Here is a 24561-nt window from a genome sequence, read left to right on the forward strand (position 1 = left end):
CGGGGCCCCAGCTCGGAGTTGCGAAGGCCGCACGGGCCCCTCCCTGCACCCTCCCCATCCTTGGCCGACGCTTTATTCTCTCGACGATTTTTATGATTTTATTTTAGTTTTTAGACCTCGCGTTGTTTGGTAAATTGAAGTTTTTTTTCGTAGACTTTTGTATATTCTTGGTGCTTGTTGATGCAAGATGTTTTACTGGAGTAGATAATGAGATTTGCCGAACCGAATTTTTTGTGGGGCCTTTTTACTCTGCCTCTATTTGCGCTTTTGTTTGTCTATGCGTATCATCGTCGCAAAAAGCTTGCGGCCCGCTTTGTTTCGCTTTCGATGTTGTCTAAACTTTCTACGAGTGTCTCTCCGTGGAGGCGCCTGACTAAGGTCTTGTTGTTGCTCCTTGCCATTGCTTTTTTGTTTGTGGCGCTTGCCCGTCCGCAGTGGGGCCGTAAAATGGAACATGTGGAGCGCCGTGGCCAGGACCTTGTGCTTTTGCAGGATGTTTCCTTGTCGATGCTTGCCGAGGATGTGAAGCCGAACCGCCTGGTGCGTAGCCGTCACGAAATTTCGGCGTTCCTGGAATCCCTGACGGGGGATCGCGTGGGCCTTGTGGCGTTTAGCGGTGAAGCCCAGGTGATGGTGCCCCTTACTCTTGATTACGGGACCGTGCAGATGGTGCTTCGCGAACTCACTCCGGGGTGGCTCATGCCGGGTACAAACCTGGAAAGCGCCATCCGCAAGGGTATGACTTTGTTCAAAAATTCCGGCGGTGCAAGCCAGCATTCCGTGATGATTCTCATGAGCGATGGTGAAGAGCTTGAGGCTGCTGCGGTCAATGCGGCGAAGGAAGCGGCTGAACTCGGCATCAAGATTTATACGATTGGCATTGGTTCCCGCGAAGGAGTGCCTATACCACTCAAGGATAAGAATGGCGGTAGCGTCTACAAGAAGGACATGCAAGGCAACATCGTGACGACCCGCCTTGAAGAAGGGACGCTACAGGAAATTGCAAATGTGACGGGCGCACTTTATTTTTACGCAAGCCCTGGCGAGTTCCAGTTGCAAAAGGTCCTGACCGAAATTTCGACACTTGAAAAGAAGGACCAAAGCAGCGACCGTATGGAAAATTACCAGGACCGCTACCAGATTTTCCTCGGGCTTGCCGCACTCCTGTTCTTGATTGAGGCTGTCATTTCGGAACGCGGCCGCCGCCGCAAGCAGCTCAATGGACGCTTTAGCTAGTTGCTGGTCAATGGTCATTAGTCATTAGATATGTCTTGCCCGCATGAATTGCGGGCATTTTCAATTTTAAGATGGAGATTCCCGCTCGGCGGCGGGAATGACATAGAATGGGCGGGAATGACATAGAGTGAAAATGAAAAAAGGCCCGGCGCGCTCGCGTCGGGTCTTTTTCATAGGAGGGATTGAAGAAGCCTTCCTGGTGGGGCTGTGTCTCGACTGGAGAACTGTGCGGAAGCCGGAGGTTGGCTTACTACGCGTGTTGTGGCCACTAGGAAGGCTCAATTATTAATATATGTCTATTTACAGAATGGGGTACGATAAACCTTAAATTGGTTGGTCTATTTTGGAATGTTCCTAATTAGTTTGCTATTTTCTAGTTGATGAAAACGAATTATTTGATTCCTGCTGCGGCCTTTGCGGCTTTGGTTGCTTTGACGTCATGTTCCATGATGCCTAAAAAAGCATCTCATGTTAAACATGTTCCGGATATGTATGCATCCGCTACAGAAAGTTCCAGTTCGGCTTTTGTTGCCGCGAGCGACTTGCCGGAACACTATAGCAAGATTGGGTTCCCAGAGTACAAGTATGTCGCTCCGTACCCGAAAGATTTTCGGGTAGAAATTGCCGATGGCATTACCGGCTACATTGTGAGCGACAATTCGCTTCCGCTTGTGGATTTTACGGTCTATTTTGAAGAAAGCAATTTGCCGCAGGTCTTGAAGGACGAGGCTGCTTTTGAAATGGTCGGTTCCATGATCCGTCGTGGTGCAGGCGGTGGCATTACGCCGCATGTGCTTGAGGATTCCCTGGAATTTGTCAGTGCATCGATTTCGACGAGCGTTGGCACCTATCTTTCGGCTTTCGACATCAACTGCCTTTCGAAGGATTTCCCTTCGATGCTGGAACTTTCGAAGAAGGTGCTTACGGATCCTTCATTCGATAAGACTCAGCTTGAAATCGTCAAGGCGAATTTTGTGACTGCATACGAGCGCCGTTATGAAACGCCTGCGAAGGTGCTGTCTGCCCTGAAGTCCAAGGTGAACTATGCGCCGAACCCGAGACTCTGGGATGCCAATTCCGCCGAGTACAAGGCGGTGACAGCCGCTGACGTGAAACGCCTTGCCAAGGGTGTGTTCTCTTCGAAGCGCATCGTTTTTGCTCTCGCTGGCGATGTGAACCGTGATTCTGCGGTGACCGTGCTCAAGCAGTTCTTTGCGGACTGGAATGTTGAAAAGCCGAAGGCGGAACGTCCCAAGCCAGAACCGCTTGCTTTTGCCCGCAAACCAGGGGTCTATGTGGTCGACAAGGATATCACGCAGGCGAACATTACGATGAACCAGCCGTTTGTGAAGCGTCCGCATCCGGATTATTACCCGACAGCGGTGGCTAGCTTTATTCTCGGCGGTGGCAGCTTTAGTTCCAGGCTCATGAACCGTGTCCGTAGCGATGAAGGCCTTGCCTATAGTGTCTATAGCACAGTGGGTAACGACTACCGCGATACGGCGATGACGACGATTGCGCTTCAGACGAAGGTCGAAACGGTAGATTTTGCCATGAAGCTCATTTTTGAGGAAGTGGAGAAGCTTGCGAAGGAAGGCCCGACTCCCGAAGAACTCGTGCAGGCGAAAAAATCCCTGGTGGAGAGCTTGCCGAGCCTTTTTGATTCCCCCGCATCGACGGCATCTATCTTTGCAAAGGGAGAACTTCTTGGCAAAACGGATAATCATTATATAGATTATGTGACAGAGATCAATGCGGTAACGGCAGAACAGGTCAAGGCGATGATCGCTAAGTATTTTGATAAGGAGAAAATGACGATTTCGATTGTTGGCCCTGTTGCCATGTTCGATTCGCTGAAACCGTTTACAGTAGTTCCCCTGGACAGTCTTGAGTTCAGGTAACCTTCAAGAGGGAGGCCTTTATGCAGGGTAAGAGTTTGCTGGTTTCATTTATGGGCGTGTGTGTGGCTGTCGTGCTCACATTAGGCTCTTCTCTGTCGTATGCGGCCAAAAGCGTTCCTGTGTCGGAGGTCTCTCGTCGGCAGCTTCTGGTGAAAATGCACAACAAAGATGACGACATGCGCTCGTTCTGTGCAGGAATGAACAAGTGTCTTGGCATCAAGTACGAAGCTTGCACCGAAGCCGAACTGAAGCCTTGGCAAAAGATCGAGTACAATAATGAATTCTGCGCTCCGTACAAGGAGATTGTAAAGCGCGGCTTCTCGACGGATATCAAGGCTCCCATGATGACGGAAGTCTTTATGCGTCTGGGCCGCCAGTATAGGGCTATCTACGAAAGCGAAGGAACGCTTCCGCTCGAAGTCAACGAAATTACGTTCCTGTTCGATAACATGCCGTTTACGGCAGACTTGATTAACGCATATCTGGAGTCTGAATATACGCTGGAGTACAATAGCATGAACCGTCGCTATTTCTCGGGCGGTAACGGTCATGGGCTTTCTGGCGATTTCTACTGGGCATTGCAGGATAGCGCTGGCGCAAAGACGATGCTTCGCAACATGTTCTTTGGATATGGCTATGCCGAGATTCTGAAGTGGTCCTTGAAGGGCACTGCCATTGCCTATCTGGATATGGACCTGGTCGCACCGCGAAAGCTTAAGTACAAACTCACTGCGGTCGTGTTCCCGGGCAATTCTGTGCTGAATTCCATCATGCAGATGCGCGTCTTCAAGAGCGTTGTGAACTCGAAGATCGATGACGTCGTGAACGATATCAAGAAGGCTGCATCGATGTTCTACAACGGAAACAGAAAACCGCTTAAGACAAATGAAAAATTGAAAACGCCTGAAAATCAGCGCCATATAGCAGAGTTTGACAAGGTCGTGTCCGGCGGCTCCTGGAAACTGGGCGATGCTGAACGTCTCGAACGTTCCCGGATGGAACTCAGCACCCCGAAGCCTCAGCCGGCCAAGCCTGCGGAACCCAAGGAAGAACCCGCTGAAATCAAGGCAAATACTTTTATAAAAAAGGACTAGAAAATGAGTGAACCTAAGGATTTGGAAACTTTACTTGCACGTGTCACGGAACGCCGCCGCGAACTCCTGACTTCTGTCGTGAATCGCCGTACGCGTCATTTCTGCATGGTGCTTGAAGATTTGTTTGACCCGCACAATATTTCTGCCGTGATTCGCACCGCCGAAGTATTTGGTCTCCAGGATGTTCACATCATTGAAGAAGACAACGCTTACAGCGTGAACAAGTCTATATTGAAGGGTTCCTACAAGTGGATGAGCCTTTATCTGTACAAGAAGCGCATGCTCTGCATGGAAAAGCTCCGCGCAAAGGGCTACAAGATTGCTGTTGCTAGTACGAATACGACGAACTCTGTGCTGGATCTCGATTTGAGCCAGCCGATGGCTTTTTATCTGGGTAGCGAGTTCCACGGGAACCATCCGGATACGCTTGCCCATGCGGACTATGAATTTAAGCTCCCGCAGTACGGCATCACCGAATCGATGAACGTCTCTGTTGCTGGTGGCGTGTTGATGACATACCTTGACGTGTTCATGCAGAAAGAGGGCCGTGAAAAGTTTGCGCTCCCGCAGGCTGAAAGGGATGCTCTTTTGCTCGACTGGTTGGACCGCCATGTGAACGGAATCGAGACGAACAGCCCCATCGTGAGGGTTGAAGAGTAATTAGGAATTCGGAATGCGGAGTTTGGAATTGAAATAATCGCGGCGAGGCCGCTAAATTAAATAAATCCTAATTCCTACTTCCTAATTCCGAATTGAATATGTCCCATTATTTTTAATATGAGTCTAATGCCAATCGCAAAATATGCTAGATTGTTTTTAGGATGAAAAAGAATACCGCTTTATATTTCTCTGTCGGACTTGTCGTTCTTTTGGCCATTTTCATTTTGATATTTGGCATGATTTTCTTGAACGAGAAGGATCTGCGTGAAACTTTTGATGTGTACCATTTGCGCTTTACGCAGGTGAGTACGCTTGTTTTGGATGACCCTGTCAAGATCAATGGTGTAAAGCTTGGTCGCGTTGAATCCATCGAACTTGCGGGCCACCGCGTTGTTGTGACGGTCCGTCTTAAGTCGAACGTGAAAATCCCGAAGGATTCTGAAATCCGTGTGCAGAACATCGGCATCATGGGCGAACGCCAGATTGGCATGATCCTTGGCGATTCGGAAGAATACTATGTGCCGGGAGACACAATCACGGGCCAGTTCGATGCAGGCATTGCCGAAGCGCTTGGGCTTGCCGGTGAAGTTTGTGATTCGACGAAGGTGCTTCTGGAAGCGGTAAAGACCGCCTTGAACGGGACGATTGCCAACCCGGATTTCCAGGACCGCTTCAAGACGCTTTTGGTGAAGGCCGAAAATCTTGAAGACCGCCTGATGTCGCTTGTGGTGACGACTGATCCGCAGCTCAAGAAGAGTCTTGCAAACCTGAACAAGGTGACCGTCAAGGTGAATGAACTTGTCGATGGCGTCAAGGAACCGATCAACGGCCTTTTTGCCGGAACGGACAAGGTTATGGGGAATGCCAACCAGTTGATCTCTGAACTGGAAGGAGTCACCAGACACTTGGATGGTCTGATCGCTAAAGTGCAGGCTAAGATGGATTCGAAGGACAATACCGTTGGTATCTTGCTGAACGATAGACAGCTGCACGACGATCTTGTCAAGACGGTGCATTCTGCTGATAGTCTGTTCAAGATCATCCTCCAGGATGGCCTTGATATAAATGTGGATTTTTTCTGAGGAATTGATGATTACAAAGTTATTTACTGTTTCCAACAAACTGGGCATCCATGCTCGTCCGGCCGGTATGATTGTTGATATCACGGGTCAGGCCAAAAGCGATGTGTCCATTGTATTTGATGGGTCCAAGGCCAATGCGAAGAGCATCCTTAATGTGATGATGCTTGCGATCCCGGCTGGTTCCGAAGTGAAATTCGAAATCGATGGCGAGGATGAAGAGTTAGTCGTTCAGCAGTTGGAAAAGCTTTTTGATGACCACTTCAACGAAGAACCCTGCTGATTTTGTGGCAAAAGCTCCCGATGAGTCTTCCCGGAAATCTCCGAGGACAGAACTTGTCGGTGTGCCGTCTTCCCCAGGCTTTGCTATGGGGACGGTGTTCCCTGTTGCAAACCGTGAATTCTCTGTAGTAGATGAAACGCTTCCGGAGAGTCGTCTCGCTGCGGAAGAACAAATGTTTTTGAAGGCGATTAGTAAGACCTCCAAAGAAATTGCTCAGATTAAGGAAATTTCAGAGACTAGAGCAGGCATCAAGGATAGCCTGATTTTTGCGACCCACTTGATGATCTTGCAGGATCCGGGACTTGTTAACGGCGTCCTCGACAAGATCAGGAAAAAGCACAAGAATGCGAAGTGGGCGGTGCATGTCGTGTTTAACGCATACATCGAAAAGTTTGAAAAAATTGATTCGCCCGCTATGCGCGATAAGGCGGCTGACCTCAGGGACTTGTATAACCGTCTGATGTCTGCGATGGACGACTCCGGACCTGTATTGGAGGATGTGTCTGACGAAGAAGGCTTTGTCCTTGTGGCTCATGAGTTTGTTCCAAGCTTCCTGATGACTTTGAAGCCTGGACAAGTTAACGCCATCGTGATGGATACGGGTGGCCGCACTAGCCATGTCGCGATCTTGTCTAGAGCGCTTCAGATTCCTGCTGTGTCCGGCCTTAGGAACGTAGCGGCCCTTGTGAAAAGCGGCGATACGATTATCGTCGATGGTGCTGATGGTAAAGTTATCATCAACCCGAACGAAGAGGATATCCGCAAGTTCCATGAACGCCAGGAAATGTTCGAGCGCCAGCGCCGTGAACTTTTCACGATGCGCCAGCTGGAACCGATGACTCGCGATGGCAAGTACATTGTGTTGCATGCGAATATCGAAATCCCGACGGAAGCAGATAAGGTAACGGACTTTGGCGCTACGGGTATTGGCCTTTACCGTTCGGAATTCCTGTTCTTCAAGAAGGATACTCCGACTGAAAAGGAACAGGAAAGCGCTTATAGGCACATCCTTGAAAAAATGGACCCGTATCCGGTCGTGATTCGTACGCTTGATGCGGGTGGCGACAAGCTTGTTTCGGGGGTTTCTGCGGTGAACGAATCAAACCCGTTTATGGGTTGGCGTTCGATTCGCGTGTGCCTTGACCGTGAAGACATCTTCATTACGCAGCTGCGCGCTCTTTTGCTTGCCAATACTAAAGGCAACTTGCGTATCCTTTTGCCGATGATTTCGAGCATGACGGAATTGCGCCGCGCAAAGGCATGCATTGCCAAGGCCCGTAAGCAGCTTGAGGATGAAGGCCATAAGCTCCCTGTCGTGAAGATTGGCTCGATGATCGAGGTGCCTGCGGCTGTGATGATTGTGGATAAGCTTGCTAAGGAAGTGGATTTCTTTAGTTTGGGTACAAACGACTTGATCCAGTTCACGCTTGCTGTTGACCGTACGAACGAACTTATTACGAATATGTTCCAGCCGCATCATCCGTCTGTGCTGAGCATGATTTACCAGACTGTGGTGGCTGCGCATCGCGAAGGAATTCCGGTTGCAGTTTGCGGTGAAATGTGTACGGACCCGATGAGTGTGCTTTTGCTTGTTGGGCTTGGTGTTGATGAGCTTTCGATGACTCCGTGGAGCGTGATGACCACGAAGAAGATTATCCGTTCCATCAACTTTGAAGATGTTCGTGATACTGCGTTGACGGTCCTGCAAATGGATGATGCCGAGAGCGTAAATGAGTTTTTGCATAAGAAGTATGCACAGACGATCATGGAACTCGGTATATCTGGTTTTGTGGGACAGGTTGAAAAATAAAACATTTGGTTTGCTGATGAAATTATTTTATTCATTGTTATTTGTTTGCACTGCTGCATTGTATGCGCAGGTGGATGGCTCCGTATATTCTACGTACAAGTCGCCTTTTGCGGAACAGGAAATGATTGCTCCGGACCAGTTCCAGGATGCGGTTATTCGTGCGGCCCGTGCAAAGAAAACAATGAACGATATTTCAATTTCGCAGAACCACCGCGATTTTGCCCGTGCAGCCTATTTCTATTACAGTGGGCAGTGGGATAGCGCTTATACGGCCTATAATTCCTTGCGCCACCGTGAACCTGAATTGATGGGAACTGTAGTGCTGCGCATGGCGAAGGCGAACTTCAAGCAGGAAAAGTTTGCCAAAATGCGCGAGACGCTGCGCCTTGAAAAGAGCCTGGAAAACGATAGGGCCTGGCGCGATGCCGCCGACCGCTTGAGAATTGAAGCGACGATGGCCGATTATTCGCTGAACGATGTGGCCCGCGCGGATTCGTTGATGGTCTACCTCAATGGAAATCCGGATGGCGATGATGTGGATCCGCTCAAGTACCGCTATGCCCGCTACTTGGAAGATTCATACCAGCTGAAGCAGGCGAAGCGCATGTACATGAAGCTTTTGACGAGCCGTACATCGTACAAGGATTCTGCTTATGCTTCTGTGCGCCGCTTGAGGGAAGTACTCGGTGCCCCGGAATCGCTTGCGGAAAAGGTCGCTTACGCGAAGATGGCCTGCACGAAGGACGAAATGAAAAGCTGTCTGGAGTTGCTTGATTCCATCCAGATTCTGGATGCCCAGCAGGTCCAGAAAAATCCAGCCTCGGCCGTAGTGCTTGACGATCCGGCCTATGCCCGCTTGAAAAAGAGCACTCTGGATTTGAACACCCGCATTACACTGTGGGAAAAGCGTGCGGCTGCGCTCCGCTCGCTGAACCGTAATGCCGATGCTATTGAACAGTACCGTTTCCTGATCGAAAATGTGGACCCGCGCCCGTCCTGGATCCAGGCGATTCTCAAGCTTTACCGTAAGGAAGCTGCGGGGCTTTTTGACGAAGAAATCCACAGCTATGATTCGCTTTTGCAGGATGTGAGCCAGTTCAGCAACGAGAATGCGAACAACCTTTGGCTGCGCGGCTTTGAATTTGAACAGAAGCTGATGTATGACAAGGCGATTGAATGCTACAAGAAGCTCATCCACAAGCGTTTCAAGAGCAATCTGAGGCGCCAGTGGGCGAGATTCCGCATCGGCTACTGCTACTTTAAGCGTGGCATGTGGGTGGAAGCTTCTGCTTATTTCCGCGATGCGACGAAGGATCCGTTCCTCTGGAGCGGCAGTGCGTCCAGGATGTTCCTTGGCGATACTTACATGAAGATGGGCGAGGATTCGCTTGCCCGTGCGGCGTACCTCGACTGCATCAAGGATTTCCCGCTTTCGTACTATGCTCACCGCAGCCGCACGAAGCTCTTGGACAATCGCCTGCTGCCGTCGGAAAAGATTCCTTATGCTCATGGAGTGCCGATGTCCCATGCGGCGACAATCGACTGGATCCGTTCTGTAAACAAGCTCGGAAAGCCGGACGCCTCGTACAGCAAGGAGCGTTACGAACGTATCAAGAAGCTTTTCCTCTACGGATTCGAAGAAGAAGCCTTCAGGCTCTATGAAGAAGTCAAGAAGAAGAACTTCAAGCGCATGGATTTCCTGTACGAATACGGGAAGCTGTTCTATGAAATGGGCGAAACGGCTGCCGGTTACAGGCTTGCGCGCCAGTTCCAGGCGAAGATGGATAGGCGCTTGTTTATGTCTCCTCCGCTTGACGTGCTTCATTACCTCTTCCCGGTTCCGTATGCTGACCCAGTAGTTTACTATTCGGGCACAAGCATTGATCCGTTCTTTGTCTATAGCGTGATGCGCCAGGAATCCATTTTCGATTTCCAGATTACATCGCCTGCGGGCGCCTGCGGCCTTTTGCAGATTATGCCTGCGACGGGCAAGATGCTTGCCGACAAGGAGGAAATCTCGGACTTTAATCCGAAGCGCCTGTACAACGCCTACATGAACATCCGCCTGGGTATCCGCTACTTGGTGGATCTCAAGGACGAATACAAAAACGACTACATGTACGTGCTTTGCAATTACAATGCGGGCCCGAAGCCGACAAGGCGCTGGCAGTCCGAAAGCGAAGGCCTCCCGTGGGATTTGCGCGTCGAGGACATCAGCTACTGGGAAACCCGCGACTACGTCAAGCGCGTCATGGGGAATTACTGGATCTATCAGGAAATATATCGAGATAAGTAGTTACTAGTTCTGAGTTACTAGTTACTAGGTTTTTGATTATGGCAGTTTCGAATTATCAAAATTTAATTGTTTGGCGTAAAGCGATGGATTTGGCTAAGGAAGTTTATGCTATAGTAAAGTTACTTCCCAAGGAAGAGCTTTTTGCTCTGTCAGATCAAATCAGAAGAGCTGTTGTATCAATACCATCTAATATTGCAGAAGGCTGTGGACGTGAATCTAAAAGTCAAATGATGAATTTTCTGAGAATCGCTAAGGGGTCTGCAGCAGAATTAGAGACTCAGTTATTATTATGCAAAGAAATCGGATATGTTGATGAAATAAAATTAAAAATGCCATTAGTTCTTTTAGATGAAATTAGCCGAATGATACGTTCTCTTATGCAAAAGGGATAAAAATTCTAGTAACTATAAACTAGTAACTAGTAACTTGCTATGCTATTCCTTCTCTTGACCATCGGTCCTGCGTTTTTGTTTGCTTGTGGCAATATCCTGGAAAAGTCCGGGGTGTCCACTGTTGGCAAGCGCACGGGCGGCACATCGAATCCTTGGGAATTTTTCAAGGGCATTGTTACAAATAAATTTTGGTGGCTTGGAATTGCTTGTTCCGGGCTTGCAACGCTTGGCTATTACATCGCTATGGCGCAGTACGATCTTTCGCAAGTGCAGCCGATGATGGTCCTGAATCCGGTGCTGACGGCGCTTATGGGGTTCTGTATCTTGAAGGAAGTTTTGACCAAGCGTATTGTGGTCGCGATTTGCTTTGTCGTGGCGGGCCTCCTTTACTCTGTTGAAAATCTCGGGGAATCGACAGCGGTGCAGAATGTCGGAACGCTCTGGCTGTATGCGGGCGGGCTTAGCTTTGCAACGCTGATTGCGCACCTCTGGGTGAAGGACCGCGAAATGGTGGACTCGCTCATCATGGGCGTCGGCTTTGGACTCTCGGCTGCTTTTTACAAGAGCCTTGCGATGGATTTTGACCTTGACAATATTGATTTCTCGTCGGTGGCGAACTTGCTTGTGGATTTCAGGACGCTTGGCTATATCGCTACTTACGGTATCGCTTTTTTGTATTCGCAGGTGTCGTTCTCGCGTGGCCGTGCCCTGTTCATTATCCCGTTCAGCGCTGCTGTCGGCGCTGCGGTTCCGACGCTTGCAGGTGCGCTCGTTTTTTACGAAGCGTTCCCGATGGGCAAGGTGGTTTCTGTGTCGCTCGTGTTGATTGGCGCCTGCCTCTTTATTATTCGCAGACCGCGCAGGAAAAAATCCTGAGTTGTTTTTAATCTGTCAAATGATCCTTTTTGACTAAGTTCTACTTACAATCAACTGACATAACGTGTCATTTCTTACTTAAATCTTTTATGACGCGGTGCGACATTCGCGCATTCATTTAAGAATATATATTCACGCCTATGGTGTGGATGGATTATCGTTTTGTCGCTTTTTGCATAGCGCTTATTGTGGCGTCGTGCTCGGATCCGAATCCTGTTGTCGCGGGTTCGGAAGACATTCCGAATGATCCGCAGCCGATTTCGAAACTCCCGTATGTTGGGAACTCTTCGGTGATTTTTTCCGAGATCAATTCTGTAAATCTGGTGTACAAAGACCATGAAGGCGGAGACGCTGGCTGGGTTGAGCTTTTTAATCGTTCTTCCGATACGGTTGACCTGTCGGGAACATATCTGACGGATAATCTCGATGAACCTGTTAAATGGAAATTCGGGAATGTCAAAATTGCGCCGAATGATTTTATGCTTGTGTTCATGTCCGAAAAGGATTTACGAGACTTTCAGCCTCCGCATGATTCGGTCGATATGATTGGTCCCGGTTGCTGGGTTTGGACTGATTCGCAAAATGACGATATTCCCGGTGAAAGTTATGCGGATCCGCTTGACGGCAAGAAAAAGTTCTGCTTTAAGGAAAATGGCAAGTCCATGTTTGGCTCGAAAATGCGGCTTGGGGAAAATGACGATCTAGGATGGTCATCGATATCTGCGTTTGTCGGGACTGGGTCTTCGGATAAGTCGGATGATGTGGATATTTCTGCCGCAAACGAAATCCTTTTGCATGCTTTTATTACGAAAGATCGCAAGGTGTCGATGCGCCTCGCGCAGCCTGATGTGGACGACTGGAAAGGCTATGAATTTGTTTTAACTGGAACGGGCGATTCTTCTACGGTATATCGCTTGATCTTGCCTCAGAATCAGACATTCCCTGATTTGGCGCATATTTACGGCACTCGCTTCAGCCCGGAAAAACGTGAAAAGAAGGAAGTCGTGATGAAGACCTTCTCGTTCATTGCCAGGAATCGTGGGCATGAGCCGCATGCGAATTTTAAGCTCGGCAAAAAGGGCGGTAGTCTTTATCTCGTCAATGAGAATCATGAAATTCTGGATTCTGTCGCATACCCGAAATTGCCTTCTGAAAAATCATGGTCGCTAGGATCCTTGGACGACGCGGGTGCTTTGGGCTTCGGCTATGGTGAGCCGTCTCCCTATGGGGCTTCTGCTGGTGCTGTTGTTCCGGCTCGTTCGCCTTCGATAGATTCCTTGGTGGAATTCCCTCCTTCGGGTTTTTACACGGACGAGTTTACGGTGAATTTCCCGCAGAATGTTACTGTACGCTGTGCTGTTGGGGGCCTTGCTCCTACAGAAGAAAGTCCTTTGACACAGTCGATAAAGGTTGATACTACGATGACGATCCGTTGTGCTTCTTTTGCGGCGGGCGCTCTTCGCGGTGAAGAACTTGTCCGTACTTATGTCTTTGAAAATGCTTCGTCGATTCCTGCCGTATTTTTGACGACTGATCCTAATTCCCTTTTTGATCCAGATTCTGGAATTTATGAGAGGGGAAATTTTGCGGACGGTGTTATCCCCTATTATGGGGCAAATTACTGGCTTGATAAGGAAATCCCTGTGACGGTGGAGTTGATGGAGCCGGGAACAAATTCGCCTGCATTCGCAAAATCGGCCGGACTCAAGATTTTTGGAAATTACAGCCGTACCCAAAATAAAAAGTCCATTGCGGTAACATTCCGCGAAAAATATGGCGATAAGCGGCTGAATTATAAATTGTTCCCGGATTATCCGGATCTGGATAAGTTTAAGGGCTTTATCTTGCGCAACAATGGCAATAATTTTGGAAAGGATTACATCCGGGATAGGCTTGCGAGTTCTATAAGTGAAGGGCTTGGCGTTGATTATCAGCGTGGAAGGCCTGCGGTTGTGTATTACAATGGCGAGTACTATGGCATACACGATATCCGTGAGCGTTCTAACGAGTATTATTTCGAGACACATTATGGGATGGATGGTGATGAAATTGATTTGCTTGATGCGGAAAATTCTGTTTTGGCCGGTTCGTCAATAGATTACACGGCCCTTATGGATTGGCTTGAATCGCATACTCTCGATGACGATGAAAATTATGCTTATGTCGCGTCACAAATCGATATTGATAATTACCTTAACTATGTGCATACGGAGCTGTTTGCCGATAATCGCGACTGGCCTGCGAATAACCTCAAGAAGTGGCGCGGTAAAAGGACGTCCGTGAAATGGAAATGGGTCCTTTACGATATGGATTTCGGATTTGATAGCGGAAGTAATTCGTGTTCGAATAACATTTTTGAATATGCGACTGCGGAAGATGGCGATTCTTGGCCGAACGGCCCTGAACATACGTTGCTTTTGCGCCGGTTGCTTGAAAATGAAGGTTTCAAGGCGGCGTTTGTCAATCGGATGGCGGTGCTTTTGCAAATGAATTTTGAAAGTTCGCGGGTGCTTGCCCGTATCGAAGGAATGATGGATGAAATCCAGTCGGAGATTCCCCGTGACCAGAAACGCTGGAAGCTGAGCGCCTCGAAGATGACAAAACAGCTGAACGTCATCAAGGATTTTGCAAAGGAGCGCCCTGGCGTCGTATTTGATGAAATGCAGGAATTCTTTGCGCTTGGGAAAAAGGCTTCTGTGATTTTGTCTGTAAACGGCCCCGGCAGGATCCTTGTGCATAATCTCCCTGTAGATGAGGAAAAAATGACCGTGAATTTCTTCGAAGATTTCGCGGTGACGCTCTATGCGGAACCCCTTTCTGGAAGTACTTTTATAGGGTGGAGCGACGGAGAAACTGCGCCATTGCGTATAATACAGCCGCAATACGTGAATGAAGTCGAGGCACTCTTTAAATAGGTCTGAAAAGATTTTTGAAGACTTATAAAAAACGCATATTTTGAGTACTTGGAATAATTGTATACACTGTAATTGCTATCTTTTATTATCATGAGTCTGGAAACTAAAATTGTGTGCATTGGTGCAGGCTATGTCGGCGGGCCTACAATGACCGTTATTGCCGACAAGTGCCCTGATGTCAAGGTTACTGTTGTCGATATTAACCAGTCGCGTATTGATGCCTGGAATAGCGAAAACCTTCCGATTTTTGAACCTGGTTTGGATGATGTTGTTAAGCGCGCACGTGGTCGTAACTTGTTTTTTAGTACGGATATCCCGGCGGCGATCAAGGAAGCGGACATTATTTTTGTATCGGTGAACACTCCGACGAAAACTTTTGGGCATGGAGCAGGAAAGGCTTCTGACTTGCAGTACTGGGAAAAGACAGCTCGTAACATCCTGGAAATTGCAGACGAAGGGAAGATCATCGTTGAAAAGTCTACGCTCCCGGTCCGCACTGCGGCTGCAATGGAACGTATTCTGAACTCTAATGACAAGGGACTCCATTTCGAGGTGCTCTCTAATCCCGAGTTCCTTGCTGAAGGTACGGCGATTAACGATCTGTTTGAACCCGACCGTGTCCTGATTGGTAGCCACCAGACGGAATCTGGGCTTGCTGCATGCAAGAAGCTTGTGGACATTTATGCCCATTGGGTGCCACGCGACCGCATCCTCACGACGAACCTCTGGAGTTCCGAACTCACGAAACTTACGGCGAATGCCTTCCTTGCGCAGAGAATCAGTTCCATCAACTCCATCAGTGCGCTTTGTGAACGCACGGGTGCCGATGTCGATGAAGTGGCTTATGTTATGGGAAAGGACCGCCGCATCGGTTCCAAGTTCCTCAAGGCTTCCATCGGATTTGGCGGTAGCTGTTTCAAGAAGGATATCTTGAACCTCGTCTACCTTTGCGGCTACTATGGACTGCCGGAGGTGGCTGCCTACTGGGAAAGCGTCGTGAAGATTAATGAATGGCAGACGCACCGTGTGGTGGACCGCATGCTCGAAACCATGTTCAATACGATTGCGGGCAAGAAAATTGCCGTGTTCGGTTTTGCGTTCAAGGCAAATACTGGCGATACCCGCGAAAGTCCGGCGAACCTCGTGGTGCGCGACTTGCTTGCCGAACATGCCGAGCCTGTCGTGACCGACCCGAAGGCGATTCCTGATGCCAAGCGTGACCTGAAGGACGTTCTTGAAAAAGTGAAGTTCGAAGAAGATCCTTATAAGGCTGTTGAAGGCGCTCATGCTGTTGTTGTCTGTACGGAGTGGAAATGCTTTGCGGAACTCGACTGGAATCGCATTTACAGCGCGATGACGAAGCCTGCATTTGTATTTGATGGCCGTAATATTTTGGATGCCGATGCTCTTCGCAGGATTGGGTTTGAAGTGACCTGCATCGGTAAAGGTAAAGCGGAGTAAGGGTATTTTGTAATGTCGAAAGTCCGTTTTTTGAATGTGATGATTGATAGCCTTTTTATGGATGAGGCTATCGCTGTCGCTGATGAATTGGTAAAGAAAAGGAATAATTCTTTTATTGTAACGCCGAACGTCGATCATCTTGTTCTTCTGGAATCAAATCAGGAACTGCGCGATGCCTATAGCAAGGCGGACCTGGTCCTTGCTGATGGTATGCCTATAGTGTGGCTGTCCAAGTATTATGGCGGCGCGATCAAGGAAAAAATATCGGGTTCTGATTTTTTGCCTAAGCTGTGCGAACTTTCTGCTCAAAGAGGGTATAAAGTATTCTTTTTGGGGGCTGCTCCTGGCGTTGCGGAGAAAGCCGCCGAGAATATGCGACAGCTGTATGAAGGCTTGCAGGTTGTGGGCTGCCTGTCGCCAGATTTTGATTTTGAAACGGATCCTCAGAAAATCGAAAAGGTTTTGGAACAGATCAAGGCTGCAAAACCGGATATTCTGGTTGTTGCTTTTGGCTGCCCGAAGCAAGAAGTGTTTATCAGCAAGTATAAGGATGTGCTGAATGTTCCTGTATGCATTGGTGTCGGCGCAAGCCTTGATTTTGCGGCAGGCCTGAAGAAGCGTGCACCTAAGTGGATGTCTGATTATGGTCTCGAATGGTTTTTCCGTATGTGGCAGGAACCGGGTCGCATGTTCAAGAGATATGTGCTGAGAGACTGGCGCTTTTTGAAGTTGTTGTGGAAGTATCGAAAGCAAAAGTAGTTTCCCGGGAATTGAACTTTTGGAAAAATTTTTAGTCAACATTGTCAAATACTATTACTGGTATTTAGTTGCGATAGCCGCAAGTTTAATGTTTGGCTTTAGAGATGTTTCTTTTGCTTTAATTCTTGTTGTCATTGGCGCTGTCCTGGTCTGCTATTCCTCGATTCGGTGGAAATGGTTCGACGGCGTCGTCTTTGTCTATCTGCTTTATTGCCTTGTCAGCTATTTCTTTGTTGAATATGCCTACTCGTTCAGGTTGTACTATCTGGGGATAAGGTCTCAGATTGTACCATTGCTTTTTTATTTTATTGCAAGAAGCAAGCAATTTAAGACGGACGAATTCTTTGAAAATTTTCGACAGCCGCTGTTTTTCGCGATGCTGTGCGGTGTCTACTTTTATTTTTTCCAGCCTTATTTCTATGTGAGCTACAAGGCTGATGTGATTTGGAATAATTTTGATTCGAATGTAAACGACCTCTCTGGAAAGCTGCTGTATGAGTTTACCAGAATGTCCTCGTTCTGGCCGCATTCTTACTTTATTGGCTATTCGTCATTGTTCTTGTTTATGTACGCCGCCAAGAAAATTGTTGTAGACAATTGCTATCGGAAATTTGATTTGGGCTGCTTTGCGTTGAGCTTTTTCTGCCTGTTCTTTGCGCAGCAGCGTGTGTCGATTGCATTTGGAGTGCTGTTCCTTGTGGCGTTGACGTTCTATGCGACAATGAGAAAGTTGCCGGCCCGTAATTTGCTCTATATGCTCTGGGGTGGGACTATTGTTTTTGGAATCGGAATTTTCTTTATTGTGATGAACTATCTCGATGTCGATTTTGTTGAATACATATTGAACCGCTCGGTGAATTACGAAGGTAGCCTTGTGGGGGACCGTTTCGCGTTGTTCGACACGTTCTTTAAGGATATTTCGTTCTTTGGCAGTGGACTTGGGCGCTATGGGCATGGCGCTGTGGAAGAAGGCTATATGGGAATCCCTGATAGCGATTATATTCGCGTTGCCGCAGAACTCGGTATTTTCGGTCTTGTTCTTCTTCTGGGCATTTGTCTTTATACGCTTTCTTGCGGACTGAAGATTTTTAAATATGCCTTTTTTGAATTTTGCACACTTTGCTTTTGCTTGGTGGCCATGATCGGCGCCGCCGTTTGGGAATTGGGAACTTTGCAGCCGTTCCTTTACTGGTTCTGTATCGGGCATATTCAAAGCAAGTTTGACCGTAGGGACGAACTGCAGGTCGAATATGAAACGTATTTTGAAAAAATACGAGGACAAGGTGACAAGGATGAAGAGGATGCAGTGGAGGAAGACGAATGAGTTCCTCTGTTTGTGTTTCCGTCATCATTGTCAGCTTTAATACTTGCGACTTGCTGAGAAATTGCTTGCGCTCCGTTTACGAAAAGACGGAAGATATCTCGTTTGAAGTGATTGTTTCGGATAACGGATCTGTTGATGGTTCCGTGGAAATGGTCCGTAGAGAGTTCCCGCAGGTTGTGTTGCTGGAAAACCGCGCGAACCTGGGATTTGGCACGGCGAACAACCGCGGCCTCGACGTGGCTCGCGGCGAATACATTTTTTACTTGAATAGCGATACGCTTTTGCTCAATAACGCCATCAAGGAATTTTACGATTACTGGAAAGCTCATGATGGTGAAAGCCTGGGCGCACTGGGCTGCAACTTGCTAGATGCTGACGGAAAGCTGACTTTGTCGTATGGCGGGTTTCCGCAGAAGTTTCAGTTGCTCAAGGCTGGGCTGCATCACTTGCTTGCATTTTACGTAAAGAATGTGATGAAATTTTTGCGCATGGATGTTTCAAGACTTCGTCCCGTACCTGTTTACGGAAAGATTGTCGGCGATGTCGATTTCGTAAATGGCGCCGCCCTGTTTGTAAAGAATTCTCCTCATGCGCGATTTGATGAAGATTTCTTTTTGTATTACGAAGAAACGAATATGCAATGGCACATGAAAAATGTCGGCCTGAAACGTAGAATCATTGAAGGTCCTTCTGTGGTGCATCTTGTCCGCGGCGGTCGCGGAAAGCTGGATGATGTTGATCGTTACGGTTCTTTTTCGATAATACAGTCGGAAATTTCAAAAGTCCGCTATACGAAAAAGAACTTGTCTTCAGTTGTGGCGGTGCTTTTGAAAATGCTGATTGTTGTGCAGTGGATTTCCCCATACATATTCAGGAATACTCGTAAATTTTTTAGATCTCTGTGGAGCGTGTAGATGATTCCTAAGAAGATACATTATATATGGCTGTCGAATAGCGAAAAGCCGGCTGGCATTTTGCGCTGCCTCCAGTCCTGGAAAGAAAAGCTTCCGGGATATGAAATTGTTGAGTGGAACGAATCGAATTTGCCGATTGCGGATTTCCCGTTTACTAAGGAAGCCTATGAGGCCAAGAAATGGGCTTTTGTGTCGGATTTCTTTAGATTGTGGGTTCTCCTGAATAATGGCGGTATTTATTTGGATACCGACGTCATGGTTCATTCTTCTTTTGATCCGTTCCTAAAGCACAAGCTGTTCCTGGGAACGGAATTTACGGACCAGATTTCGACTCACATTATCGGCTGCGAAAAGGACCATCCCTTTATCAGGGCTTGCCTGGAATATTATAAGGATCGTCATTTCAGGATCGGAGATTCAATCGATATGACCCCGAATTCCTGCATCATGACAAAGATATTCATGACAAAGTACAACTACAGGGATGAACTTGTCCGCTTTGACGGAACGCCGAATGTCTTTGAAGACCTGGTGATTTATCCTGATTCCTATTTCATGATCAACACGTATGATGGTAACAACGTCTGCGTACATGAACAGAACGGAAGCTGGCGTAATGCTGGGGCGAAGAACCCGATTCTTGAAGAAGTGATGGAATCGTATTTCTGGAAAAAATTTTGCCGGAAGACGATATTCTCGTTTGGCTTTTTGAAAAAGTGGGTCTATCTTTTGTTGCCGATGTGGGCTGTTGTTTTGTATTCTAAGCACAGTGCAAAGATTGTCAATAACAAGCGTGCGGCAAAAGTGAAGTGGCATGAGTAAGTTGTCAAAAATTTTTGAATGGCGCAAATTTTCGATGCCCCTTGTGGGCGTTGTTTTTCACGTGCTGAAGCTGCTGCCGTTCCGTAAAAAAGACCTCTGGGTTTTTGGCTGCTGGACTGGAAAAAAATACGATGACAATGCCAAGTTCCTTTTTGAACATGTGAATAAAAATCATCCGGAAATTAGGTGTGTCTGGTTAACCCGGAATCCTGCGGTCGTGAAACGGGTGAATGCCCTTGGCTATGAAGCCTATATGTGGAACTCCTTCAAGGGAATTGCGGTGGCGCTTCGTTGCGGTGTTGCCATTATGACTAACGGGCTTGAAGATTTTGGCTTGTTTCCTTTAGTAGGTGGGGCGGAAATCGTTTCGCTTTGGCATGGTGTTGGCGGCTTCAAAAAAATCTATAATGAAAATTATCATGGCTTTAAGTTGAAACTGAAAAAGACGGTAGACTTGTTTTTTAACTGGGTCTATCGCGATTTGTCTCTTGCGACTTCGGAATATACGGCGGAGCGCACGATGGAACAGTTTGGCGTAAGGCGCGAATCTATAGTAATAACGGGGCAGCCGCGCAATGACCTGTTCTATGAGAAAATGGACAAGTCGAGCCTGATTTCGAATATGGACATGTCCTTGTATTCGAAGGTTGTTCTTTACATGCCTACGTATCGCGTAAGCCCGAATACGCACCGGGATACCGTGAAGGATATCCTGCAAGAGCTTTCGTCCAGTTCCGATTTTCTGCAATTTCTAAAGCGGGAAAATATTCTTTTTTTGGTGAAACTTCATCCGTTGACAAAGTTCAAGATGGATGTCGAGGATACGCATTTCCAGGTCCTTGCGGATAAGAATGTCAAGTCCGTGCAGCATTTGCTGATGGCTGCTGATTGCCTGGTGACGGATTATTCCAGCTGCTGTGTCGATTTCGCCCTTCTGAAAAGGCCGATTGTATTTTTTGTTCCCGATGAAGAGGATTATTTGTCGTATTCGTCCTTGAACGATGCTTATGCGCGTGTCGTCAAGGATAAGGCTTTTACGGCTCAGGAACTTATCTGTAACATCGCTGCCGGTAGCCAGAAAGTGACTGACCAGTTGAATGATTTGTTTGAGGACAGGTCCATTACGGGGACCTGCTATAGCGAGAACATGTACCAAGCGATATGCGGTTGGTGCAAGGGTAAGAAATAGTATGATCTCAATAGTCCTTCCGTCTTATAATCGAGCAAGAATCATCTCGAATGCGATTGAAAGCATCCTTCGCCAGACTTACAGGGATTTTGAACTGATTGTTGTCGATGATGGTTCTACTGACAATACTGAGGAAGTTGTACGTGCCTTTAATGACGACAGGATTGTCTATGTCAAGCAAAAGAATGCTGGCGCCTGCGTTGCCCGAAACAATGGCATCGCCCATGCACGGGGGGAATATATTGCATTTCAGGACAGCGACGATATCTGGCATGCGGATAAGCTCGAAAAGCAGATTGCAGCGCTTGTACAAAATCAGGCTGATCTAGTATTCTCGCGGATGCGCAAGATGAAGGACGGCGCGGTCCAGGGACTTGTCTCGGATTATTTCCATGAAGGATTTCTGAAACCTTCGGATTTTCCGCTCTCTATAGGTACGCAGACGCTGCTCGGTAAACGTGAAATATTTGAATGTGAAAAATTCGATCGCGATATGCCGAGATTCCAGGAGCTGGAGCTGTTGCTGCGCGCGAAGAAAAAATTTTCGGTGTACTGCATCGAAGAACCGCTGGTGGATTATTGCTTGCAGAACGACTCGATTTCTGTGAATGTTTCGTCTGTAATGAAGGCCTGGAAACTGATTCTGGCGAAGCACCCGGATTTTTTCAGGCTGTACGGCTCTTCACGTGAGCGCATTGCCAGAGATGTCCAGCTAAATGCAAAATCCGTTTCTGATTTTGCAAAGCGTTGGCGACTTGCCTTGTTTTCTTTTAAATTCAGCAAATCGCCAAAGACGCTTGCCCGCTTTATTAAGTGGTTTGTGCTTTAGATAGCGCGGCTTTTTATTCGAACATGTCGATACGGACCTTGTGCTTACCACCCATGAAGTCCGTTTCGAGGAACTTTTTCGTGATCTGTTCACAAAGTTCATAGGAAATAATTCGGGCGCCCATGCACAGCACGTTTGCATCGTTGTGGAGTCTTGTGAATTCGCTCGACTTGAGGTCGCCACAGACGGCGGCACGGATGCCTTTGTGCTTGTTTGCCGCCATGCTCATGCCGATGCCTGTGCCGCAGATGAGGATTCCGCAATCGGCTTCCTTGGAGGTAACCTTGTCACAGACCTTGTTTGCGTAAATGGGGTAGTCGCAAGCATCTGTGGTATCTGTACCCATGTTCAGTACAGTATAACCTTGTTCTTGCAGATATGCCCTTAGCTTTTCTTTGTATTCTACAGCAGCGTGGTCACAGCCGATGGCAATAGTCTTGAACATTTTTACTCCTGGAATTACGAGTTGAACAGATCGTCTTCGCTGAACAGCATCAAGGACTTGCAAAGAGGAATGTCCTCTTTTCTTGTAATCTTGATGTTGTTTGTAAAGCCTTTAGAGAAATAGATGCGCTTGCCGTAGTAGATGGCAACGAGGTCTGCGTAAATGAAATCGTGCTTGTTGTCCTTTTCGGCCTGTTCATAAAGTTCACGGATGAACTTGTAATTATAGGCCTGCGGGGTCTGCACACGCATGATCGAGCTGCGGTCGAGTTCCTTGTCCCCGCTCTTGCCGTCGTTCGTGAAAAGGACGGTCTCGTGGCATGGAATGGCGAGAGAGGCGTTCCCTTTTTCGTGGGAAATGCGGAGCATTTCGTTGATGGCTGCTTGCGGAAGGATCGGACGGGCGGCATCGTGAATAATGACCTGGTCTCCGTCTTCAAGCTTGTCGCGAAGGAAGAAGATTCCGTTTCTGGTGGAATCATGCGAGGTGTCGCCGCCAGCGACAACCCACTTTACCTTCGTGATCTTGTATTCGTCAAGAATTTCTTTCAGGTGATCGATCCAGTCTTTTACGCATACAACGACAATGCTGTCGATGTTTTCGTTTCTCTGGAAATTTTCGAGAGTGTAGACAATGACTGGCTTATCGTTCAGGGAGAGAAACTGCTTGGGCATGGAACCGCCCATTCGCTTTCCGACTCCACCGGCAAGGATGATTGCAATGTGCTTCATTAATCCGCTCCTATGCTACGTCGATGTCGACGAGTTCTTTCATGAACATTTCCATGTATTTCTTGTCCCAGATGGTAACGCGCAGGAACCCTGCGGAGTCGCCCTTGCCGCAGAAGATAAGGATGCCGCGGTTCTTGAGTTCGTCCGTGATGTATTCTGCTGTCTTGTGCTTCGGGGTGATGCAGATGAAGCAGCCTTCCGTCGGGATGTAGGAGTAACCGGTCTTGTCGAGGGCTTCGAGCAGGCACTTCTTGCCGGCTTCGAACTTTTCGGTGAGTTCCTTGACGACTCGGTCGTAGTTTGCAACCATTTCTTCGGCGACGGCGAGTGCAACCGCATTGACGGTGTAGTGCGGCTTGTAGTTGCGGATGTACTGGACATTTTCAGGATTGGAAATGACAACGCCAATGCGCAGGCCCGGCATGGAAAGCATCTTCGAGAACGTGCGCAGAATGACCATGTTGTCGTATTCCTTCAACAGGTCAAGAGCGGTTTCCTTGTGGAACAAATAGTATGCTTCGTCGATAATGACAAGTGCATTGTTTGCTTTTGCCTTGTCCAGAACCTTGCGGATTTCGTCGAGAGAGTAGGCGTTGCCGATAGGCATGTTCGGATTGACGATAGAAACAAGGCTTGTATTTTCGTTGATCTCGGCGAGAAGCTTTTCGATGTCGAAAGTGTAATCGCTTTCGTAGTGGACGAACTTCGTGTTCATCCCTTGCATGTCGGCGTAGACCTTATACATGCCGAATGTCGGCGTAACGCAGATTAAATCCTTGCCCGGTTCGCCGAACACCTTGATGACATAGCCCATGGCGACGACGCTTCCGTCGGTGAGGGCGATGTTGTTTTCGGTGAGGCCGATGACCTTTGCGTATTCGGCTGTCAGCTTGGATTCTTCGGGATAGATGGACAGGTATTCCGGCGTAACTTTAGCCATGGCCTTGTCGAAGAGCCACTGAGGAATTCCGTCGGGATTTTCGTTCTGGTCCAGTCGTACATATTTACCACGGCCTTCAGGCTGGTTGGTGCGGAAGAAACTCTTGATAATCGGGTTAACGTAGTACATTTCTTAGAATCCTTTTTTCGGGAAATATAAAAAAAAAGGTGTTGGGATTTTTACTTACCAAATGAAATTCGGAAGAATTGATATGGTATGGCGACCAGTATTATGATGCAACTGCAGATGAGCATATAGGCTAAAGGGTTTTCTTTTACAAAAGCGCCGTTATCCATGTCTGATATGGCAATCATTGCTAGACGCTGGTATATGTATAGTGGGAATAGGTGCTGCCCAAACCATGTCAAGGCTGGGCTTTTGACCTTGACTTTCATCGTCAAAAGGGTAATGCTGTAAATGTAGGGTTATGAAAAGAATGATCGAGATCGATAAAGATTGTAGGTAATATTTTTTGAAAAACGGAATCAGCCGATCCTTGAAATAGGAAAATAGAATGCCTGCATCAAATGCAAAAAAGTATTGTACCACCAAGCCTTCTTTGTTAGTGATAAAATGATAATTGCAAATATGGAAAAAAGTAAATC

At 47.7% G+C, this 24561-nt stretch carries 21 protein-coding genes; 18 read left to right on the forward strand and 3 right to left on the reverse strand.

Annotated features, from left to right (window positions below):
- Nucleotides 1-207: 207 nt before the first annotated feature.
- From ACJMM9_RS03955 to ACJMM9_RS04040, 18 genes are all read left to right on the forward strand, one after another.
- Nucleotides 208-1236: a VWA domain-containing protein gene (locus ACJMM9_RS03955; protein ID WP_173465042.1), complete on the forward strand. Its 1029-nt coding sequence runs from the start codon at nucleotides 208-210 to the stop codon at nucleotides 1234-1236.
- A 380-nt stretch (nucleotides 1237-1616) separates the two neighbouring features.
- Nucleotides 1617-3137, forward strand: a complete 1521-nt coding sequence (locus ACJMM9_RS03960; protein WP_405324043.1) for a M16 family metallopeptidase — start codon at nucleotides 1617-1619, stop codon at nucleotides 3135-3137.
- A 20-nt stretch (nucleotides 3138-3157) separates the two neighbouring features.
- Nucleotides 3158-4231, forward strand: coding sequence for a hypothetical protein (locus ACJMM9_RS03965; protein ID WP_405324045.1), 1074 nt, complete (start codon nucleotides 3158-3160; stop codon nucleotides 4229-4231).
- 3 nt (nucleotides 4232-4234) lie between these two features.
- The gene (locus tag ACJMM9_RS03970; protein WP_405324047.1) at nucleotides 4235-4891 is read left to right on the forward strand and encodes a TrmH family RNA methyltransferase; all 657 of its coding nucleotides are present in this window, start codon (nucleotides 4235-4237) and stop codon (nucleotides 4889-4891) included.
- Between the two features lie 161 nt (nucleotides 4892-5052).
- Nucleotides 5053-5973, forward strand: coding sequence for an MlaD family protein (locus tag ACJMM9_RS03975; protein WP_088640274.1), 921 nt, complete (start codon nucleotides 5053-5055; stop codon nucleotides 5971-5973).
- Nucleotides 5974-5980: 7 nt separating this feature from the next.
- Entirely contained in the window at nucleotides 5981-6253 is a 273-nt protein-coding gene (locus ACJMM9_RS03980) for an HPr family phosphocarrier protein (RefSeq protein WP_072829670.1), read from the forward strand.
- Nucleotides 6225-8063, forward strand: a complete 1839-nt coding sequence (ptsP, locus tag ACJMM9_RS03985) for a phosphoenolpyruvate--protein phosphotransferase (RefSeq protein WP_405324049.1) — start codon at nucleotides 6225-6227, stop codon at nucleotides 8061-8063. The genes ACJMM9_RS03980 and ptsP overlap by 29 nt, the downstream gene beginning before the upstream one ends.
- A gap of 16 nt (nucleotides 8064-8079) precedes the next feature.
- The gene (locus ACJMM9_RS03990) at nucleotides 8080-10359 is read left to right on the forward strand and encodes a transglycosylase SLT domain-containing protein (protein WP_405324051.1); all 2280 of its coding nucleotides are present in this window, start codon (nucleotides 8080-8082) and stop codon (nucleotides 10357-10359) included.
- Between the two features lie 38 nt (nucleotides 10360-10397).
- Entirely contained in the window at nucleotides 10398-10751 is a 354-nt protein-coding gene (locus ACJMM9_RS03995) for a four helix bundle protein (RefSeq protein WP_405324053.1), read from the forward strand.
- A gap of 39 nt (nucleotides 10752-10790) precedes the next feature.
- Nucleotides 10791-11627, forward strand: a complete 837-nt coding sequence (locus ACJMM9_RS04000; RefSeq protein WP_173465038.1) for an EamA family transporter — start codon at nucleotides 10791-10793, stop codon at nucleotides 11625-11627.
- A gap of 149 nt (nucleotides 11628-11776) precedes the next feature.
- Entirely contained in the window at nucleotides 11777-14542 is a 2766-nt protein-coding gene (locus ACJMM9_RS04005; RefSeq protein WP_405324056.1) for a CotH kinase family protein, read from the forward strand.
- A gap of 90 nt (nucleotides 14543-14632) precedes the next feature.
- Complete coding sequence (locus ACJMM9_RS04010) at nucleotides 14633-16003, forward strand: nucleotide sugar dehydrogenase (RefSeq protein ID WP_173353258.1); 1371 nt, start codon at nucleotides 14633-14635, stop codon at nucleotides 16001-16003.
- A 12-nt stretch (nucleotides 16004-16015) separates the two neighbouring features.
- Entirely contained in the window at nucleotides 16016-16762 is a 747-nt protein-coding gene (locus ACJMM9_RS04015; RefSeq protein ID WP_405324058.1) for a WecB/TagA/CpsF family glycosyltransferase, read from the forward strand.
- Nucleotides 16763-16850: 88 nt separating this feature from the next.
- A complete protein-coding gene (locus tag ACJMM9_RS04020) occupies nucleotides 16851-18086 on the forward strand; it encodes an O-antigen ligase family protein (RefSeq protein ID WP_405324060.1) in 1236 nt (411 codons plus the stop codon).
- Nucleotides 18083-19000, forward strand: a complete 918-nt coding sequence (locus ACJMM9_RS04025) for a glycosyltransferase (protein WP_405324062.1) — start codon at nucleotides 18083-18085, stop codon at nucleotides 18998-19000. The genes ACJMM9_RS04020 and ACJMM9_RS04025 overlap by 4 nt, the downstream gene beginning before the upstream one ends.
- Nucleotides 19001-19822 (forward strand): glycosyltransferase family 32 protein, encoded by an 822-nt coding sequence (locus ACJMM9_RS04030; RefSeq protein WP_405324064.1) that lies wholly within the window; start codon nucleotides 19001-19003, stop codon nucleotides 19820-19822. It abuts the gene before it with no gap.
- Nucleotides 19815-21011: a CDP-glycerol glycerophosphotransferase family protein gene (locus ACJMM9_RS04035; RefSeq protein WP_405324066.1), complete on the forward strand. Its 1197-nt coding sequence runs from the start codon at nucleotides 19815-19817 to the stop codon at nucleotides 21009-21011. The genes ACJMM9_RS04030 and ACJMM9_RS04035 overlap by 8 nt, the downstream gene beginning before the upstream one ends.
- Nucleotide 21012: 1 nt before the next feature.
- On the forward strand, nucleotides 21013-21840 hold the full coding sequence (locus ACJMM9_RS04040; protein WP_405324068.1) for a glycosyltransferase family 2 protein: 828 nt from the start codon (nucleotides 21013-21015) through the stop codon (nucleotides 21838-21840).
- Between the two features lie 13 nt (nucleotides 21841-21853).
- Here the strand turns inward: ACJMM9_RS04040 and rpiB are convergent, their stop codons facing one another.
- From rpiB to ACJMM9_RS04055, 3 genes are read right to left on the reverse strand one after another with little or no spacing between them, the layout of a single operon-like run.
- Nucleotides 21854-22285 carry a ribose 5-phosphate isomerase B gene (rpiB, locus tag ACJMM9_RS04045; protein WP_405324070.1) on the reverse strand — a complete coding sequence of 144 codons (432 nt, stop codon included), beginning with the start codon at nucleotides 22283-22285 and terminating at the stop codon, nucleotides 21854-21856.
- A gap of 14 nt (nucleotides 22286-22299) precedes the next feature.
- Complete coding sequence (locus tag ACJMM9_RS04050; protein WP_405324072.1) at nucleotides 22300-23016, reverse strand: 2-C-methyl-D-erythritol 4-phosphate cytidylyltransferase; 717 nt, start codon at nucleotides 23014-23016, stop codon at nucleotides 22300-22302.
- A 10-nt stretch (nucleotides 23017-23026) separates the two neighbouring features.
- The gene (locus tag ACJMM9_RS04055) at nucleotides 23027-24085 is read right to left on the reverse strand and encodes a pyridoxal phosphate-dependent aminotransferase (protein WP_405324074.1); all 1059 of its coding nucleotides are present in this window, start codon (nucleotides 24083-24085) and stop codon (nucleotides 23027-23029) included.
- Nucleotides 24086-24561 lie beyond the last annotated feature (476 nt).

The sequence above is a fragment of the Fibrobacter sp. genome (genome assembly GCF_045112255.1).
GTDB lineage: Bacteria > Fibrobacterota > Fibrobacteria > Fibrobacterales > Fibrobacteraceae > Fibrobacter.